14 protein-coding genes are annotated in these 18,008 nt (G+C 67.0%); 5 read left to right on the top strand and 9 right to left on the bottom strand.

All coding sequences use genetic code 11. The features are described from left to right. Nucleotides 1-12 precede the first annotated feature (12 nt). From Q7X29_RS29500 to Q7X29_RS29490, 3 genes are all read left to right on the top strand, one after another. Nucleotides 13-1,386: a PhoH family protein gene (locus Q7X29_RS29500; RefSeq protein WP_218719561.1), complete on the top strand. Its 1,374-nt coding sequence runs from the start codon at nt 13-15 to the stop codon at nt 1,384-1,386. 185 nt (nt 1,387-1,571) lie between these two features. Next, nucleotides 1,572-2,195 carry an LGFP repeat-containing protein gene (locus Q7X29_RS29495; RefSeq protein WP_316576004.1) on the top strand — a complete coding sequence of 208 codons (624 nt, stop codon included), beginning with the start codon at nt 1,572-1,574 and terminating at the stop codon, nt 2,193-2,195. A gap of 79 nt (nt 2,196-2,274) precedes the next feature. Further along, entirely contained in the window at nt 2,275-3,129 is an 855-nt protein-coding gene (locus Q7X29_RS29490) for an acyl-ACP desaturase (RefSeq protein ID WP_308248555.1), read from the top strand. A 51-nt stretch (nt 3,130-3,180) separates the two neighbouring features. Here the strand turns inward: Q7X29_RS29490 and Q7X29_RS29485 are convergent, their stop codons facing one another. Beyond that, nucleotides 3,181-4,587, bottom strand: a complete 1,407-nt coding sequence (locus tag Q7X29_RS29485) for a class II fumarate hydratase (RefSeq protein ID WP_316576003.1) — start codon at nt 4,585-4,587, stop codon at nt 3,181-3,183. A 177-nt stretch (nt 4,588-4,764) separates the two neighbouring features. Between Q7X29_RS29485 and Q7X29_RS29480 the strand changes: the two genes are divergently transcribed. After that, a complete protein-coding gene (locus Q7X29_RS29480) occupies nt 4,765-5,901 on the top strand; it encodes a Fic family protein (protein WP_255588083.1) in 1,137 nt (378 codons plus the stop codon). A 117-nt stretch (nt 5,902-6,018) separates the two neighbouring features. On the opposite strand, the gene Q7X29_RS29475 is transcribed toward Q7X29_RS29480, so the two are convergent. From Q7X29_RS29475 to glpX, 5 genes are all read right to left on the bottom strand, one after another. Continuing rightward, a complete protein-coding gene (locus Q7X29_RS29475; RefSeq protein ID WP_218719564.1) occupies nt 6,019-6,540 on the bottom strand; it encodes a hypothetical protein in 522 nt (173 codons plus the stop codon). A gap of 66 nt (nt 6,541-6,606) precedes the next feature. Beyond that, nucleotides 6,607-12,009, bottom strand: coding sequence for a putative T7SS-secreted protein (locus tag Q7X29_RS29470; RefSeq protein WP_394358749.1), 5,403 nt, complete (start codon nt 12,007-12,009; stop codon nt 6,607-6,609). Nucleotides 12,010-12,012: 3 nt separating this feature from the next. Further along, the gene (locus Q7X29_RS29465) at nt 12,013-12,612 is read right to left on the bottom strand and encodes a hypothetical protein (protein WP_316576001.1); all 600 of its coding nucleotides are present in this window, start codon (nt 12,610-12,612) and stop codon (nt 12,013-12,015) included. Beyond that, on the bottom strand, nt 12,612-13,013 hold the full coding sequence (locus tag Q7X29_RS29460) for a hypothetical protein (RefSeq protein WP_316576000.1): 402 nt from the start codon (nt 13,011-13,013) through the stop codon (nt 12,612-12,614). The genes Q7X29_RS29465 and Q7X29_RS29460 overlap by 1 nt, the downstream gene beginning before the upstream one ends. 102 nt (nt 13,014-13,115) lie before the next feature. Beyond that, complete coding sequence (glpX, locus tag Q7X29_RS29455; RefSeq protein WP_218719566.1) at nt 13,116-14,159, bottom strand: class II fructose-bisphosphatase; 1,044 nt, start codon at nt 14,157-14,159, stop codon at nt 13,116-13,118. Nucleotides 14,160-14,283: 124 nt separating this feature from the next. On the opposite strand from glpX, the gene Q7X29_RS29450 reads away from it, so the two are divergent. Then, nucleotides 14,284-14,850, top strand: a complete 567-nt coding sequence (locus tag Q7X29_RS29450) for a DUF4245 domain-containing protein (RefSeq protein ID WP_316575999.1) — start codon at nt 14,284-14,286, stop codon at nt 14,848-14,850. 1 nt (nt 14,851) lies between these two features. Here Q7X29_RS29450 and Q7X29_RS29445 read toward each other — a convergent pair whose 3' ends face one another. The 3 genes from Q7X29_RS29445 to xseA form a co-directional block, all read right to left on the bottom strand. Next, on the bottom strand, nt 14,852-16,288 hold the full coding sequence (locus Q7X29_RS29445; RefSeq protein WP_218719568.1) for an FAD-binding oxidoreductase: 1,437 nt from the start codon (nt 16,286-16,288) through the stop codon (nt 14,852-14,854). An 83-nt stretch (nt 16,289-16,371) separates the two neighbouring features. Beyond that, nucleotides 16,372-16,623: an exodeoxyribonuclease VII small subunit gene (locus Q7X29_RS29440; RefSeq protein WP_218719569.1), complete on the bottom strand. Its 252-nt coding sequence runs from the start codon at nt 16,621-16,623 to the stop codon at nt 16,372-16,374. Next, complete coding sequence (gene xseA, locus Q7X29_RS29435; protein WP_316575998.1) at nt 16,620-17,924, bottom strand: exodeoxyribonuclease VII large subunit; 1,305 nt, start codon at nt 17,922-17,924, stop codon at nt 16,620-16,622. Before xseA ends, Q7X29_RS29440 begins: the two co-directional genes overlap by 4 nt. Between the last annotated feature and the right edge of the window lie 84 nt (nt 17,925-18,008).

The following is an 18,008-nucleotide window of genomic DNA, read 5'->3' as shown; positions in this document are numbered from 1 at the left end:
AAGGAGCCCACCGTGACTGCTGCACGCTCCGTTTCCGCCCCCGCGATGCACACGGCCTCGGCCTCGAAGAAGGGGGTCCGCCCCTCGCGTTCCGGTCGCAAGACTTTCATCGTCGACACCTCGGTTCTGCTCTCGGATCCCTGGGCCGTCACCAGGTTCGGCGAACACAAGGTGGTTCTACCGCTGGTCGTGATCAGTGAATTGGAGGCCAAGCGACACCACCACGAACTCGGCTGGTTCGCCAGGGAAGCTCTGCGGATGCTCGACGACCTGCGGGTCAACCACGGCAGGCTCGACCAGGCACTGCCGATCGGCACCGAGGGCGGCACCCTGCAGGTGGAGCTCAACCACACCGATCCGTCGGTGTTGCCCGCCGGATTCCGTTCGGAAACCAACGATTCCCGCATCCTGGCCTGCGCGCTGAACTTCTCGGCCGAGGGCGAGGACGTGGTGCTGGTGTCCAAGGACATCCCGCTGCGGGTCAAGGCCAGCGCGGTCGGCCTGTCCGCCGACGAGTACCACGCCCAGGACGTGGTGACCTCGGGGTGGAGCGGCATGGTCGAACTCGACGTCGCGGGCTCCCAGATCGACCAGCTCTACGCCGATTCGGTGATCGACCTGGACGAGGCGCGGGAACTGCCCTGCCACACCGGGATTCGGCTGTTGGGCAGCAGCTCCAGCGCGCTGGGCCGGGTCACCGCCGACAAGCGGGTCCAGCTGGTCCGTGAGCGAGAGGCGTTCGGCCTGCACGGCCGCTCGGCCGAACAGCGGATCGCGCTCGATCTGCTGCTCGACGAGAGCATCGGCATCGTGTCGATGGGCGGCCGGGCGGGCACCGGCAAGTCGGCGCTGGCGCTGACCGCCGGTCTGGAGGCCGTGCTGGAGCGGCGGACCCAGCGCAAGGTGGTCGTGTTCCGGCCGCTGTACGCGGTGGGCGGCCAGGAACTGGGGTACCTGCCCGGTTCGGAGAGCGAGAAGATGGGCCCGTGGGCTCAGGCCGTCTTCGACACGCTCGACGGGTTGGCCAGCCGCGAGGTGATGGAGGAGGTGCTCAGCCGCGACATGCTCGAAGTGTTGCCGCTGACCCACATCCGGGGGCGCTCGCTGCACGATTCCTTCGTGATCGTCGACGAGGCGCAGTCGCTCGAGCGCAACGTGCTGCTGACGGTGCTGAGCCGGCTGGGCACCGGTTCGCGCGTCGTGCTCACCCACGATGTCGCCCAGCGCGACAATCTGCGGGTCGGCAGGCACGACGGCGTCGCCGCGGTGATCGAGAAGCTCAAGGGACACCCGCTTTTCGCGCACATCACGCTCACCCGTTCCGAGCGCTCGCCGATCGCGGCGCTGGTGACCGAGATGCTCGAGGAGTACGGACCGAACGCCTGATCCGCCGGCAATCGGGCCGCGTCACGGCCTGAATCCGTTTGATTACGGCGAACTGTGGGTATTATCCGCGGCGACACCAATCCAGCAACGGCTCGGCGAACAACGTTCCGCCGGGCCGTTGCGGATGTCGGCCAGGCTCCATTCCGGGGGCGTGCCCCCGGGGGGCCACTCGCGAGAGGATGGATATGAACCACTTCGCTCGACGTACTGCCGCCGGAAGCGCCGCGATCCTCGCCGCCGCCGGACTGTTGCTCGCCGCGGGTTGCAGCGACGACGACAAGGACAAGGCCAACGACACCGTCGGCACCGTGACCTCGGTCATGGGCGGCGCCGGGACGACCACCACCGCCGGGGAAGGCGGGATGACCACCACGCCCGGCGAAGGCGGGATGACCACGACGCCCGAGGCGGGCTCGCCCAGCACCTCCGCGACGGCTGCCGGTGGCTCGACCACCATCTCCACCCCGAACGGCGACATCACCGTCTCCGGCGAGGTCTACAAGAAGTACGTCGCCGCCGGCGGCGCGAGCAGCCCGCTCGGGATGCCGGAAGAAGCCCAGGAGAGCGGCCCGAACGGCGGCCAGTACCAGGACTTCACCGGTGGCACGATCTACTGGAGCAGCGACTCCGGCGCCCACATCGTCTGGGGCGACATCCGGGAGACCTGGGAGGACGAGGGCGGCGCCAACGGTCCGCTCGGCTACCCGACCACCGACGAGACCAACACCGCCAACGGCGGCAAGCAGAGCGAGTTCACCGGTGGCACCATCGTCTGGGTCAACGGTGAGACCACGGTGACCAAGAAGTAGCTCGTGCGTCCGGCCCGGCGTGGGGACCCGATCGCCCCGTAGGTCCCCGCGCCGACGGCCGAACCACTATGTTGTCGGGGTGCAGAAAACTTTGACCGACCGTGAGCTGCTGGATTCGCTCGCGGACGTGGTGGAAACCAACCTGGCGCGGCACATCGAGGCGGCCGAGGGCTGGCAGCCGCACGACATGGTGCCCTGGGCGGACGGCCGCAACTTCGCCTTCCTCGGCGGCACCGACTGGACCCCCGAGCAGTCCGAGCTGAGCGACACCGCCAAGCTCGCGCTGACGGTGAGCGTCCTGGTCGCCGACAACCTGCCGTCCTACCACCGGGAGCTCGGCAAGCATCTGCGCACCGGTCCGTGGTGGCGCTGGGTCGGCCGGTGGACGGCCGAGGAGAACCGCCACGAGATCCTGATCCGCAACTACCTGATGGTGACTCGCGCGGTGGACCCGGTCGCGCTCGAGCGGGCCCGCATGGCGCACATGACCGAGGGCTTCAACCGCCCGCCGCTGCACCTGATCGAGGTGCTGGCCACCTGCGCGTTCGAAGAGCTCGCCGCCGCCGTCCGGCACCGCAACACCGCCGCGCTCGGCGAGAACCCGATCGTCACCGCGCTGGCCGAGAAGCTGGCCGCCGACGACGAACTGCAGGCCGAGTTCTTCGCCGTCCTCGTCGGCGCCGCCCTCGACCTGGTCCCCGACCAGGGCGTGCGCGCGATCGCCGACCAGGTCGCCGCCTTCCGGGTCCCGCACGTCGACCTGCCCGGCGGCGGTTCCAGCGACGAAGCGCTGGCCGAAGCGGGCATCTACGATCCCGCCAAGGAAGGCGAGCTGGTGTTCAAGCCGCTGCTGCAGCGCTGGAGCATCTTCACCCGCACCGACTTGAGCGAAGAAGGCGAGAAGGCCCGCGCCGAACTGGCGCACCTGGCCTGATCTTTCGGACGAAGGGCCGTCACCTCGACGAGGTGACGGCCCTTCGCCGTGTCAGGAGTCGCGATCCACGTTGGCCATCGCCAGCACGTCGAGCTTGCTGTCGAGTTCCTCGACCGAGAGCTTGTCCGGCGTCAGGCCGCGGTCGATGACGGTCTGGCGGATCGTCTTCTTCTCGCGCAGCGCCTGTTTGGCGACGGCGGCGGCCTCCTCGTAGCCGATGGCCGAGTTGAGCGGGGTGACGATCGACGGGGACGATTCGGCCAGGGTGCGCAGGTGCTCCTCGTTCGCGACCAGGCCGGCGACGCACTTGTCGGCGAACAACCGAGAGACGTTGGCCAGCAGGCGAATCGACTCCAGCAGGTTGCGCGCCATCACCGGGATGTAGACATTGAGCTCGAAGGCGCCGCTCGCGCCGCCGAAGGCGATGGCGGCATCGTTGCCGACGACCTGCACCGCGACCTGCGTCACCGCTTCGGGCAGCACGGGATTCACCTTGCCGGGCATGATCGAGCTACCCGGCTGCAGGTCCGGCAGCTGGAGTTCGCCGAGCCCGGTCAGCGGACCCGACCCCATCCAGCGGATGTCGTTGGCGATCTTGGTCAGGCTGACCGCGATGGTGCGCAGCGCACCGGAGGCCTCGACCAGCCCGTCGCGCGCGGCCTGCGCCTCGAAGTGGTCCTTGGCCTCGCGCAGCGCGTCGATCCCGGTGGCGCGCGCCAGTTCCGCGACCACCTTCGTGCCGAAACCGGCGGGCGCGTTGAGCCCGGTGCCGACCGCGGTACCGCCGATCGGCAATTCGCCCAGCCGTGGCAGTGTGGCCAGCGCCCGCTCGATCCCCGCCTCGATCTGCCGGGTGTACCCGCCGAACTCCTGCCCCAGCGTCACCGGCACCGCGTCCATCAGATGCGTGCGGCCCGACTTCACCACCGTGCGCCACTGATCCGACTTGTCCAGCAGCGCCAGCCGCAGATGCTCCAGCGCGGGCACGAGATCGGTGATGACGGCCTCGGTGGCGGCCAGATGCGTGGCGGTGGGGAAGGTGTCGTTGGACGACTGCGACATGTTCACGTCGTCGTTGGGATGCACGGTCACCCCGTTGCGCGCCGCGATCGAGGCGATCACCTCGTTGGCGTTCATATTGGAACTGGTCCCCGACCCCGTCTGGAACACATCGATCGGGAACTGATCATCGTGGCGCCCCGCGGCGATCTCGTTCGCCGCCGCGATGATCGCCTCCGCCTTCCCCGGATCCAGCAACCCCAGATCCTTGTTGACCTGCGCACAAGCGGCCTTCAACAGCCCCAGCGCCCGGATCTGCGCCCGCTCCAACCCTCGCCCACTGATCGGGAAGTTCTCCACGGCCCGCTGCGTCTGCGCCCGCCACAGCGCGTCGACCGGAACCCGAACCTCACCCATCGTGTCGTGCTCGATGCGGTACTGCACGTCGTCATCAGCCATGCCTCGACCCTAGGACGAGATCAGTGCGAATGGTGTCGGCACACCAGCGGAAAATCCCACACACCTGTGCGGAATATCCGGTGGGCGATGCTGGTCCAGGCGCGAGATCGGCCGCGCATTGCAGCTCGGTACATGGCCAGCTTTGACGTAATGATCGCGTCAATGCATCATTGAGTGATGTTGTTCCCCACGCCGCAGCTGAACGACCAGGACAAGAAGGTGCTGGCCGAGGTCGACAGCATGCGGGAACGACTGCGGCACCAGGTGCAGGCCGTTCCGGCGAAGTGGACCGGCGGGCTGCGGAAATTCCTCACCGCTGACGCGGTGGCGGCATCGAACTCGATCGAGGGATTCAAGGTCTCCACCGTAGACGTCGAGGACCTGATGGCCGGTGAGCAGGACGTCGATGTGTCCGACGAGAATCGCGAGGAGACGCTCGCTTACCAGCGGATGATGACCTACCTGCAAACGCTGCATGATGCCCCGGACTTCCGTTTCAGTAAGGGGCAGCTGAACGCACTGCACTGGATCCTGCAGGGCCACCGGCACACTTCACGCAAGCCCGCCGGTCAGTGGCGTTCCGGTCCGGTCTATGTCACCGACGCGCGGGACCCCGGTATCGCGGCTTACACCGCTCCCGATGCCGTCGAGGTACCTGCTCTTGCGGATGAACTGGTGGCGTGGCTGAACAGCCCTGACGACACGCACGCCCTCGTGCGCGCCGCCATGGCGCACCTCAACCTGGTATCGATTCACCCCTGGTGTGACGGCAACGGCCGGATGTCGCGGTCCCTGCAAACCTTGCTGATCGCACGGGAAGGTGTACTTGCGCCGGAATTCTCGTCGATCGAGGCGTGGCTCGGCCGCCCGGGAAACACCTGGGAGTACTACCAGGTGCTGGACCGCCGCGGGGCGCGCTACCGACCGGATCAGGACGTCTCCGAATGGATCACCTTCAATCTGCTCGCCTATCACCAGCAGGCACAAACCGTGCACGCGAGGTTCGAGCGATCAGGGAGGGTGTGGGAACAATCGTCGGAGTTCGCGGCGAAAACCGGACTCGACGAACGGACCCTGTCCGCGCTCCATGATGTGGCGATGGCAGGCCGAGTTCGCAGGTCGCGGTACGGACTGAGCGAAGGGCTGAGCGTGCAGCAGGCCCAGCGAGATCTGAAGGCATTGGCGCAGCGCGGCATCTTGCAGCCAGTCGGGCGTACGAGGGCACGCTATTACATTGCAGGGGAAAGCTTTCCGCAGAACGTACTGGAGACGGCCCGAACCCCGATCAGTCTGGTGGACCCGTATCGGTCGTAAGAGTTCTGCCTGTGCGGTGGAGGGTCTGCATGCTCCTCCCCCCATGGTCACGTCATAGAGGCGTTCGGTGAAGACCCGCTTCACTCTGTGAGATCGACTGTGCATTAGATGTTTCTGCTATCTAGTGGTCTGATCGCCAATTAGATTCGACCATCGTTTTTCCAGCTCGTCTATCACGGAATGGGAGAGTGCTTGGTTGCTGTCGAACCCCATTGTGAGTGTACCGATATCCCAAGCGTCGATTGACGCCGCGCCCGACAGAAGTATCCTGAGGAACCGAATATTCAATGAGAATGGAACATCTTTTGAAACCGTGTCGATGATGCGACTCAAAGAAGCGCCATCTCCGATCATGGAAGTAACGGAGTCTGTATGCTCTCGCATGAGCTCGACTCGAGTTTCTATCGGTATGTCACCTTTGGGGCGGACCGCGTATCGGTTGGTAGCGGTGTGGAATCCTGTGACGATTACTGCAATCTCTTCACCAGGTTGCGACGAGAAAGTGTCCAGGTATGGGGGTCGAATCTCGCCGGCTCCGTCGGGATTTAGGTCGATGATGGCCTTCATGTCTGTGAGTGATTCCACTTTCCCGTTGAGCTCGGCTCCGACTGGATGCCTGTAACCCGGTCCTTCGCTCATTCTTACTCCTCTTCGTCGGTGAAGTTTGCGTCGTGCTGCAAAACTTAGTTGTATCTGCGTGATCGGCTACTTAGAATTGGCCCAAAACCACTCTGTGAGCTTTAGTGTGTTCATTCCGTCGGGAATGCTCAATCCACCTGCGCGGAGAACATTTGCGCAGTAGGTGACGCAGCTCTGATAGTCTAAGTCATATGGTGGATACGTGCCTTTTCCTACGCTTCGCGTCATCATCGTTTCGGCGTATGCCATGGCGCCGCTCGGGCTATCGAGCTCGAATCTGAGGTGGATGGAGGAACCCAAGCTGTTGATGTCAAACTCGCCAACTCCGTTGTCGGGATTTCTCACGCCACCCCACTGCTCGGTGCGAAGAAGCGTGCCGTCGCTGTCGGTCACGGAGATCAGGGCGTGTTTGTTATCGGTGTCCAGGTGGACGACAGCTTCTCCGGGTCTCGGTGTCGCTGGGTCGTAGGGAGTGAGGCCCAATGGATCGACCCAACGAGTCGGATTTCGTGGATATGAATAGCTATTCGTATCGGGAGCGAGCCCGAGTGGGTCTCCGCAGGTAAATCGACCTGTTCCTGGATCGTAGTATCGATAGTGATTTTGGTAGAAGCCTGTTTCGTGGTCGAAGTACTGTCCAGCGAAACCGAGCGGTGTTTCCCGATCGTTGAGAAGCTGTCGTTCGCCCCAGAGTTTTAACTTCGTCGTTGCAATTGACTCGCCGGTGTGGTGGTTGATCAATTCAACGGGTGATCCGTTTGGTTGACATACAGTAAGGGAGGATTGCTTCGATTCGGCTCGCTTATCTGTCTGTATTATTGGCGAGTGGGAGTTCGAATGGTAGTGCCAAAGTCGATGATTTTCGCGATTAATCGATTCGACAAGGGTAGTTCCATCCCATGTGAAGGTAGTTTTCTCTTCCGTCTTGGATGGCGATATTCGGCGAAGTTTCCACACTCTACGACCCGCGGGATCGTAACTGTATTCCCACCACTGCTGCTGCGGCGTGTAGATGTCGGTCAGCTGGTCGAACGCATTGTAGCGATAGTGCCATACCTCCGGTTGTCGGGAGAGTCCGGTGGAGACTTTGCGGATGAGCCGACCAGAGGAGTCGTAGTAGTAGTGGTTTCGGCCGTCGCGCACAAGGAGGTTGTTGCGATATTCGCGGCGGTCGGTGGTGGCAGGGCCGTTGGGTGAGGGTGAGGTGAGAGCAGAGGTGATGTTGGAGTGGGAGTCGTAGGTATAGGCCTCGGAGATGGCGCCGTTCTCGGTGATAGTGGTGACTCGGCCGATTAGGTCGAGGTCGTAGCGACAGCGAGTTGGAGGGGTGTCGGGAGTTGCGGTCATTTGGGTGGTGAGGAAGCCGTCGGTGCGGTAGGCGTATTCGTCGTGGCGGATGACGAAGGGGTCTGGTCGTGGGGGTGTGTTGCCGAGGTCGAGGTTCAGGCCCATGGAGGGGAAGCCGGTGACGGTTTGGGTGGCGAGGTGGTTGGTGGGGGTGAAGGTGCGGTCGACCTGTACTTCGCCGATCCGCCAGCCGGTGAGGCGGCTGGTCGGGTCGTAGCTGAAGGTGATGCGTTCGCCGTCGGCGTCGAGGCTGGCGACGCGGTTGAGGGTGTCGTGGTTCCAGGTGGTGACGGCGCCGCTGGGGGTGGTTCGGCGGATGCGGCGGCTGCGGTGGTCGTAGTCGTTGCGCATCGGGGGCTGGTCGTCTAGTTGTTCGGTCGCGACCTGGCCGGTGGGGGTGTAGGTGAAGCGGAGGGTGTGGGTGATGGCTTCGGCGGTGCCGTTGACGGCGGTGAGGACGCGGCCCGCGGGGTCGTAGGTGTTGCGGATGTATTCGCCGGTGTCGGCGGTGATGTCGAGGAGGTTGCCGAGGTTGTCGTAGGTGTGGTGGCGGGTGACGCCGGTGGCCGGGGTGACCGTCGCGACCCGGCCCGTGGGGGTGTACGTGTAGCGGGTGGTGGCGCCGGTGTAGTCGGTTTCGGCTTCGAGGCGGCCGGCGAGGTCGTACTCGTAGGTCCAGCGTTGGCCGAGGGGGTTGATGACGGCGGTGAGGGCTCGTTCGGTGTTGTAGAGGTAGCGGTGGACCGAGCCGTCGGGGTCGGTGCGGGTGGCTACCTTGTCGAAGCCGCCGTAGGTGTATGACGTGACGTGGCCGGCTCGGTTGGTGTGGGTGAGGAGGTTGTTCTCTCCGTCGTAGGTCCAGGATTCGGAGTAGCCGTCGGGGTCGATGCGGCGGGCGGGCCGGCCCTCGGGTGTCCATTCGTAGCGGGTGACGGCGCCGAGCTGGTCGGTGACCTGGATGGGGCGGCCGAAGGCGTCGCGGTGGATTTCGGTGGATGCGCCGTAGGGGTCGGTCACCTTGATCGGCAGGCCAGCGGGGTCGACGTCGATCTGGGTGCGGGCACCGTCGGGGTCGCGGATTTCGGCGACCGCGCCGCCTTCGTGGTGGCGGTACTCGGTTCGCGCGCCGGCGGGGTCGATGACCGCGACGAGGTTGCCTGCCTTGTCCCACTCGCGGTGCTGTGTCGTGCCGTCGGCGTTGGTGATGGTCGACGGGCGGTTGGGATAGGCGTACTCGATGGTGATCTGGCGGCCGTCGGGGCGAATGATGGCCGCTACATCGCCGTCGGAAGTGTAGTTGTAAGTGGTTGTCGCGCCGTCCGGTTCGGTCACCGAGAGCGGCTTTCGGGCCGCGTTGTAGTCGATGTGCCGGTGGCCGCCGTCTGGTGCGCGGAGATCGCGCAGCCGGAGGTCGCGGTCGAATCCGTAGCCCGTGACCGCGCCTCGGGAGTCGGTCATGCGGGTCAGACGGCCGGTGCCGTTGCCGAATTCCAGGTACTCGTATTCGGCGTCGAAGACTCCGTTGGTGCCGCGCTGGGAGACCACCCGACCGAATTCGTCGTAGGTGTTGGTGACCCAACTGCCGTTGGAATCGGTCCACGACAGCATGCGGTGCTCGTCGTCGTAGTCGAAGCGGGTGACGCCACCGATGCCGTTGGTGACGGTGGTCAGGTCGCCGTTGTCGTACGCGAATTCGCGGACCAGAGTCGAGCTTTCGACGCCGTCGAGCTCGCCGACGACGGACATCGCGGTGACCCTGCCATCGGCGGAGTCGAGGGCGACGCGATAGCCGCCGGAGTGGGTGACCTCGACCGGCTCGCCATTGTCGTTGTAGTGGAAGCGGATCCGGTTGTGGTGACGGTCGGTGATCGCGGAGATGGCGAAATTGCCGAGCAGCGTATCGAGACCGTCGAGCGTGGGTTCGGGGGCGAAATGCCAGACCAGTTCGCGATCCGGATCCCAGAGCCGGTACCCGCCGGTGTCGGTGCGGGTGAGTTTCCAGCGCTGTCCACCGGTGATCGGTTCGACCCCGACGCCGACTTCCGCGTGCGGATAGGCGAGCAGCATGCCGTCTTCGAAGACGACCGTCACGCAGTCGTCGTCGACGACGACGCGCATGTCCAGAGTGGCGGACCACGAAGGGCCGAACCAGCGGCCGAACCGGTAGTTGGAGTGGTGTGCTCGTTTGAGGGCCAGCCGCAGAACACCGGGGAGATCGATGTCGGTCAAGGGGAGGAGGAAATCGCCGGTGGCGATCTTGACCGGGTCGCCGGCCTTCGGTGTCTGGTCGTCGGTGGCGGTCTTCGCGGGTCCGTCGGTCTGGGCGTCGTCGCCCACACTCGGCTTTCCCTCTCCGCCTCGGTCATTGCCGTCCCGGTCGATCAGGGTGTCGGAATTGTGCGGGGCGCCGCCGTCGGGACCATTGTGCGCACCGGGCTGGGTATCGCCGTCGGTGTCACCCGGACGATTTCCTGCGTCGTCGGGGTAGGGGGCCGCGTTGTCGGGGTTTGCGGGCGGAGGCGCGTTGTCGGGATCCGGGGATGTCGCTCCCGGCGAATCCGAATCGGGCTTGGGACCGTTGTCCGCATCGCCGTTGTGCGGAGTGCCATCCTCGCGCACGGGCGGCGCGTCGGGGTTCGTCCCAGCTCCCGGGTTATCCGGCGACGTCGCGGGTGACTCGGGTGAGCCGTCGCGGGGGACGGGCGCGCTGTCGTCGAGTTTCGGGGAATCCGGATCGTCGGCGCGCAGGTTGTCCGGTGATTCGGGACTGGCAGGGCCGGCCGGGTCGCCGTCTCGTGCAGGCACATCCGGGTCACCGCCGTGCCCGGCGGGGTTGGTCGGTGCTTCCGGGCCGGGGTTCGCCGCCGGGGCGTCGTTCGCCGGAGCCGCGGGGTTCTCGGGGGCATGGGCCGCGGGCTGGGTCTTGGGTGACTCGGGAACGTTGTGCGGCGCGTTTCGGGAAGCAGCACCGGCGGTGTCGTCGATGACATTGCGGCCCGCATTGCCGAGGCGCGCGGCCTCGGAAGCCTTGTCGACCACACTCGCGCCGGCTTTGGCGGCACCGCCGGCACCACCCGTCGCGACGGTCATCAGCGCGTCACCGGTCAGTGCGCCCAGCGCTTCGGACGGGTTGGTCTTGAACCCGGACAGCATGGCCGAGGCGGTCGCTTTGGGGTCGGCGGCGGCCAGCACCATGCCGGTGCCCAGGTCCGACATCTTCGACAGGTACTCGGCGGGATGGGTGACGTTGTAGGCGTCGATCGGTGAGATCGATCGCACGAACTGGACCATGCCGGTCAGTGAGGTCAGCAGGCCGGACGAGAAGTTCAGTTTCGCCTGGTCCAGTGCCGCGCCGAGGTCCTCGAAATTGCTGCCCCAGCGGGACAGGAATGGTGGTTCGGTGGGCGCGGTCTCGGTCGCCGCGGCGATCGCGGTCACGGCGGTGTTCGCGGCGTTGTCGCGTTGGGTGCGGGCGCCGGTCAGGATCGCGCGGGCCTCGTTGCGGAGATCGGTCCAGGTGTCGGTGAGGTTCTTGCCCTTGCGGTCCTCGTCGGATTTCGCGTTCCACTCGTTCTTGCGGTCGCGTTCCTCGCGGTCGGCGGCTTCCCACTTCGCGATGGCGTCGGAGGCTTTGGCTTGCGCGGCGGTGACCTCGGCCGACCAGGCGGCCAACGCGGTCTTGGCCTTGCCCATCGCGTCCGCGCCGTCCCACCACAACTTGGGCTGCTTGGAGTATTCGTCGTGGAAGGCGGAGGCCGCCGAACCCGACCAGTCGGCGACATCGATCTTGCGCAGCGCGTCGCCGGTCTGATCGATCGCGGTGCCGATGGTGCCAAGATGCTCGGCGACCTCGTTGATCTTGGCTACGTCACCGCGGATCAGCTCCTTGGGATCGGTGGTCTCGCCGAGTTCCTTCTCGGGTACCGCCCCGCCGGTCGCATCGACGATCTTGTCGCCCAAGTCGTCGAGGAAGTTCGACAACCCATCGGCGCCAACGGCTTTCGCGACCTTGGACTCGGCATCGAGGACGGTGTTGTAGGCCTGACCGACCTTCTCGGTCGCGGTTTCCAGCCCGTCTTCGATCTTGTCACCGAGGTCGTTGAGGAAATCGCCGATACCCATGAACTACTGCCCCCCGGCCTTCTGCCTGTCTTCGTTGATCTGGGTGACCTCGGCCGCCACGCCCGTGTCGAGGGAGTACGCCTTGTCCGGATTGGTCGCCAGATACTGCCCGACCTGGCCCAATGTCGATACGTTGTCACCCATGTGGGAAAACGCTTCGGAGAACGAGGCTCCGCTGTAGTTGGGATCGGCGGCGAGGTTCCAGGTGTTCTCGCTGAGGACCTGGTCCCAGGACTTCTTGTCGATCTCCTCATCGGTGAGGTGTGGATTACCGGCGAGGTGGGTGAACATCTCTTTGAGCGTGTTCGAGGCCTGCTGGTCCATCAGGTAGTAGCGGCCCGCGGACAGGTCGAGCACCTCGGCGATCGCGTTGCCGGATTGCACCAGCGCGCGGACGCCCCACGACCAGCGCTCGGTGAAGGTCTCGAACGTGGCCTGCACGTTCGCTTTTCCCGCTTCCATGGCCGACATCGTCAACTGCGAGAATCCTCGGCCGACCGCGCCGGTCTCGCCGACGCCCAGTTCCGAGAGCTCGCTGATGATGCTCGTGATGCCGGCCGCGGCCTGGTTCAACAGGGCCGGGTCGACATTCAGGTCCGACATCAGCCGTGCCCGTGCTGGGTCGTCGATTCTTCGGATGCCGGCGGCGGGAAGACCATGGGTGCCGCGGAGAGCATGTCGATCGCGACGCCGTTCGGGGCCGTTCGAGCTGCGGCGAAATCACGCAGGCGGCTGCCGAGGAAAGTATGGAATCGGTATTCCTGCTCGGCGAGGACGCCGCGAGTCGTCAGGAAATGCGCGTATTCGGCGACGCCGGTGAAGGCGCACAACCACTGCAACCCACCGGATTCGAGTGTGTAGACCCGATCGTCGGGGCCGATCAACGGCACGAGCAGGGCCGAGGATTCGAAGGCTGCCGTCAGCTCGGCCGGTGCCCCGAAACCGGCGTAGAACGCGGCGATCTCCGAGCGTAATCGCCCCGAATCCACGTCGATGACACTCATGTCGGTTCCCCCATCCCCTGGTACCCCTGCGAGCCACCGTAGTGAACCGTGCAGGGACCGATCAAGGACGGGGCCGCGCACCGGGGTGCGCGGCCCGTCACATCACGGGAGGGGCGGGTTGGCGCTGTCGTCGCCGTCGAAGTCGACGGAGGAGTATTCGCGGAGCTTGGTGAGGCGGTGGTAAGCGTCGATCATGCGGACGGTGCCGGACTTGGAGCGCATCACGATCGACTGGGTGGAGGCGCCGCCGCCGAAGTAGCGGACGCCGCGCAGGAGATCGCCGTCGGTGACGCCGGTGGCGCAGAAGAAGACGTTCTCGCCCGCGACCAGGTCGGTGGTGGACAGGACGCGGTCCAGGTCGTGGCCCGCGTCGATGGCCTTCTGGCGCTCCTCGTCGTCCTTGGGGGCGAGCATGCCCTGGAGTTCACCGCCGAGGCAGCGCAGCGCGGCGGCGGCGATGATGCCCTCGGGGGTGCCGCCGATGCCGACCAGGATGTCGACGCCGGACTCGGGGCGCGCGGCCGCGATGGCGCCGGCGACGTCACCGTCGGAGATGAGCCGGATGCGGGCGCCCGCGTCGCGGGTCTGCTGGATGATCTCGGCGTGGCGGGGGCGGTCCAGGATGCAGACCGTGAGGTCGGAGACCGAGGACCGCTTGGCCTTGGCGACGCGGCGGATGTTCTCGCCGATCGGGGCGGTGATGTCGATCGAACCGGCGGCGTCGGGGCCGACGGCGATCTTGTGCATGTAGAACACGGCCGACGGGTCGAACATCGCGCCGCGCTCGGCGACTGCGAGCACCGAGATGGCGCCGGGGGAGCCCTTCGACATCAGCGTGGTGCCGTCGATCGGGTCGACGGCGAAGTCGACGTCGGGACCGGTGCCGTCACCGACCGCCTCGCCGTTGTACAGCATCGGCGCTTCGTCCTTCTCGCCTTCGCCGATGACGACGACGCCCTTCATGGAGACGGAGCTGACGAGCTGGCGCATGGCGTCGACGGCCGCGCCGTCGCCACCTTCCTTGTCTCCGCGGCCGACCCAGCGGCCCGCTGCCATCGCGCCTGCCTCGGTGACTCGGACCAGCTCGAGTGCGAGGTTACGGTCGGGTGCCTCGCGGCGGCTGGGGGCGGGCGATGATGCCGTCATTGCGAAGTGCCTCCTTGGGCGTTGGTGTACGGGGGCAATTGTCGCATTAGGATCGGCACGCCCGTGCACGACCTGCGCTGCCCCGTCGGCGGCCTGGTCAGAGCCCGAGTGGATACTGGTAGCCGTGGCCCAGCAGAAGCACCGGATCTTCAACGACTATCGCGACCTGTTCTGGTCGCTGATTCCGCTGGTGCTGATCGCGATCGTGCTGGCGGGCGTGGCGAGCCAGTGCACGGTCGCGACGAATGGTCCGACCCAAGGTCAGGTGCCGCATTTCGACGTCGACGCGGCGCTGAAGTCCGATGCCAAGACCCTGCCGTTCGCGATCCGCAAGCCGGACCTGCCGCAGGACTGGGTGTCCAACTCGGGCAGCCGCGACACGATCGTCACCGCGGGCGGCGGCCCGGTCAGCACCGTCGGCTTCCTGACCCCGCAGGGCGCCTACATGCGGTACTCGCAGACCTCCGCTTCCGAGGAAGCCCTGTCCCGGCATGTGCTCGGCTCGCGCTACGCCACCGGCACCCAGGACGTCGACGGGCAGAAGTGGGTCGTCTACACCGAGCCGACCGAGGAGACCGCCTGGATCACCGATCTGGGCGGCGTCCGGATCCTGATCACCGGCGCGGGCAACGAGGCCGCGTTCACCACGCTGGCGCGGGCCATCACCGCCGCGCAGCCGCTGTCGAAGTAGCTCAGCGGCGGGAGGTGTCGCTGAGCCGATAGGTCCAGCCGGAGGTGGGCAGGGCCGTCGAGGTCGTGATGACATCGGTGGCGAGCACGTCGTCGACCTTGCCCTGGGCGAGCAGGCCGTGCGGGTCGAAGGCGCGTTTGGTCGCGATCTCCCGCGGTCCCCACGGCTTCATGCCGCCCGCGCCGAGCACCGGCGTGTGCGGGTTGGCGATCGAGAGCCCGGCCCGTTGCAACCGCTCGGTGATCGCGGCGAGTTGCGCCCGGCTCTCGTACTCGAACACCGGCGAGCCCTGGCAGGACAGGCCGCCGTCGATCCGCTTCATCTCCACGTGCAGCGGTCCGAGGTCGGCGAACTCGCGGTGCACCCGCACGATCGATTCGTAGAGGTCCGCGGGCGGGAACAGCGCCATCAACCCGGTGAGCTTCGGGTTGCGGCGCTGGTAGTGCAGCATCGAATGGCCCCAGGTGAACTCGTAGAGCGGCACGCCGTAGACGCCCTTGCCCTCGAGGCAGCGGTAGCGGATCTGCCCGCCGCACGCGTGCACCAGATCCTCCACGTTCGGCACCGACTGCACCGCGGCCAGCACCAGCACCATCGCCGCGCCGTCGGGGACCAGCCCGGCCAGGCCGGGGAAGTACTGCGGGAGCGGGTGCGCGTGCGGGGAGACGACCTTCTTGAGCACGCCGTCGCTGGTGCCCAGGTCGACCGAGAACCGGGCGGCCTGCTCGAATTCCGGGAACGAGATCACCAGCTCGTGCCATTCCCAGGCGGGCGCGACGGGAAGTTCGACCTCGGTGATGATGCCGTTGGCGCCGTAGGCGTGGTGCACGGTGTTGACCTCGCGGCCACGCAGCTCGACCAGTCGAGGCTGTTCCTCCACCGTCATCACCTCGAGCGCGGTGATATTGCCCGCGTCGCGCAGGATGCCCCACTGGCAGCTGCCGACACCCGCGTGGCCGCCGGCGATGTAGCCGCCGATCGTGGCCTGCTGGGCGGTCGACGGGTGCATGCGCAGCTCCCAGCCGGATGGGCGGATCGTCGCGTCGATGTCGGCGACGACGGTGCCTGTCAGCGCGCGCACGCTGCGGGGTGGCTGCCTGGCCCGGTCACCGTGCCAGCCGACGACACCGGCGATGGCGGTCACATCGATCACCGCGCCGCCGGACAGCGGCACGCCCTGACCGAACTGGCCCGATCCCGCGCCGCGCACCGTGATCGGGACCCGATGCCGCGCGCACGCCGCGACGGCGACGCGCAGTTCCTCCTTGGTGCGCGGGGCGATGAAGATCTCGGCATTGCGCCCGCGCAGCAGATCCCGCAGGACCGGGCTCTGGGCGAACCGGTCCCGGCTCTTGGTGCGCAGCCTGCGCGTGTCGACGGAATGGTCGACCGCGCCGAGTTCGGTGCGCAGTCGGGCCAGCGCTTCGGTGCGTGACATCGCGGTGCCTCCCAGTGCTGTCGAGACGTGCGCACCAGGGTGCCCGCACCGTGTTTCGTCGCCGTAAAGGCGGCGTTGCCCGGCTACTCGCTCGCGTCGTCGGCGTGCGAGATGGCGTCCTCGACCCGCTTGCGGGCGCCGGCCAGGTGCTGTTCGCAGCGGGTGGCCAGGGCCTCGCCGCGCTCCCAGAGGGCGAGTGAGTCGTCGAGATCGAGACCGCCCTGCTCGAGCATCTTGACCACGTTGACGAGTTCGTCGCGGGCGCGTTCGTAGCCGAAGGCGGCGATCTCGGCGAGGGTGTCGGTGGGCTCGGTTCCGGCGTCGGGCACGATCATTTCCCCTTGTCGTCGGTGGCGGGTGTCAGGCGCTGGGTGCCGAGCGCGGCGGCGGTGACCGCGCCGTCGGCGACGCGGATGCGGAGCTGGCTGCCCGCGGGGGCGTCCTCGATCGCGCGAACCACGTGACGTTCCGGTCCGGCGACGCGTTGCACGACAGCGTAGCCACGGGCCAGCGTCGCGGCCGGGCCGACGGCGGTGAGCTTCTCGCGCAGGTGCGCGGTGGCGGTCGACTCGGTGCGCAGCGTCTGCTCGACGGTTCGCCGGGCCGCGACCCGCAGCCGCTCCACCTCGTCGTGGCGGTGCCGCAGCTCGCGCAGGGGATCGGCGAGCACCGGCCGCGAACGCAACTGGGCGATGATGTGGGTCTCGCGTTGCACCCAGCCGCGCAGCGCGGCGGCCGAGCGGGCCCGCATCTCGCGCACACCGGCGAGTTCGGCGGCGGCGTCGGGGACGATCCGCTTGGCGGCGTCGGTCGGGGTCGCGGCGCGCACGTCGGCGACGAGATCGCTCAGCGGAGCGTCGGGTTCGTGCCCGATCGCGCTCACGATCGGGGTCTTCGCGGCCGCGATGGCCCGGCACAGCGCCTCGTCGGAGAACGGCAGCAGGTCCTCGGTGCTGCCACCGCCGCGGGCGAGCACGATCACGTCGACGGCCGGATCGCGATCCAGGGCGGCCAGCGCCTCCAGCATCTGCGGTACCGCCGTCGGCCCCTGCACCGCCGTGTTCTTCACGACGAAACGCACTGCGGGCCAGCGGGTCTGGGCGACGGTCAGCACATCGCGTTCGGCCGCGCTCGCGCGCCCGGTGATCAGCCCGACGGTGCCGGGCAGAAACGGCAACGGCCGCTTGAGTCGGGGATCGAAGAGCCCCTCGGCCGACAGCAGCGCCTTGAGTCGCTCGATCCGGGCGAGCAGTTCGCCGATGCCGACCGGCCGGATCTCGGTGACCCGCAGCGACAGCGTGCCCCGCCCGGTGAAGAACTGCAGCTTGCCGTAGACCACCACCCGGCTGCCCTCGGTGAGCGGAACGGGACTGCGCCGCAACAACTCCGGATCACACGTCACCGACAGCGACATATCCGCCGAGGTGTCGCGCAGCACCAGGAACGCCGTCCGGGTGCCGGGGCGCAGGCTGATCTGGGTGACCTGGCCCTCCACCCACACGCTGCCGAGCCGGTCGATCCACTGGGCGACCTTCACTGCGATCGAGCGCACCGGCCACGGCTGGTCGGCCGAACTGCCCGGTGCGCCCTCGGCGGAGCCCGCCGGAGCGGAAGCGCCGGAGCCGTCCTCAGTCATACGTCAGGTATACGCGGCGCTACCGACACAAACAAAAGCGACCGCAACCGGCGCGTCGGCGCGGATTGCGGTCGCTGCGGAGGC

Origin of the sequence: Nocardia canadensis, from assembly GCF_032656385.1 — a bacterium.
Taxonomy (GTDB): Bacteria; Actinomycetota; Actinomycetes; order Mycobacteriales; family Mycobacteriaceae; genus Nocardia; species Nocardia canadensis.
This window is presented reverse-complemented; position numbering and strand designations above follow the sequence as displayed.

What these genes read in the sequence shown, in the direction of transcription:
- Q7X29_RS29440 (WP_218719569.1), bottom strand. Translation starts at nt 16,623, where the DNA reads ATGATCGTGCCCGACGCCGGAACCGAGCCCACCGACACCCTCGCCGAG.
- Q7X29_RS29475 (WP_218719564.1), bottom strand. Translation starts at nt 6,540, where the DNA reads ATGAGCGAAGGACCGGGTTACAGGCATCCAGTCGGAGCCGAGCTCAAC.
- glpX (WP_218719566.1), bottom strand. Translation starts at nt 14,159, where the DNA reads ATGACGGCATCATCGCCCGCCCCCAGCCGCCGCGAGGCACCCGACCGT.
- Q7X29_RS29465 (WP_316576001.1), bottom strand. Translation starts at nt 12,612, where the DNA reads ATGTCGGACCTGAATGTCGACCCGGCCCTGTTGAACCAGGCCGCGGCC.
- Q7X29_RS29480 (WP_255588083.1), top strand. Translation starts at nt 4,765, where the DNA reads ATGTTGTTCCCCACGCCGCAGCTGAACGACCAGGACAAGAAGGTGCTG.
- Q7X29_RS29445 (WP_218719568.1), bottom strand. Translation starts at nt 16,288, where the DNA reads ATGTCACGCACCGAAGCGCTGGCCCGACTGCGCACCGAACTCGGCGCG.
- Q7X29_RS29495 (WP_316576004.1), top strand. Translation starts at nt 1,572, where the DNA reads ATGAACCACTTCGCTCGACGTACTGCCGCCGGAAGCGCCGCGATCCTC.
- Q7X29_RS29485 (WP_316576003.1), bottom strand. Translation starts at nt 4,587, where the DNA reads ATGGCTGATGACGACGTGCAGTACCGCATCGAGCACGACACGATGGGT.
- xseA (WP_316575998.1), bottom strand. Translation starts at nt 17,924, where the DNA reads ATGACTGAGGACGGCTCCGGCGCTTCCGCTCCGGCGGGCTCCGCCGAG.
- Q7X29_RS29460 (WP_316576000.1), bottom strand. Translation starts at nt 13,013, where the DNA reads ATGAGTGTCATCGACGTGGATTCGGGGCGATTACGCTCGGAGATCGCC.
- Q7X29_RS29470 (WP_394358749.1), bottom strand. Translation starts at nt 12,009, where the DNA reads ATGGGTATCGGCGATTTCCTCAACGACCTCGGTGACAAGATCGAAGAC.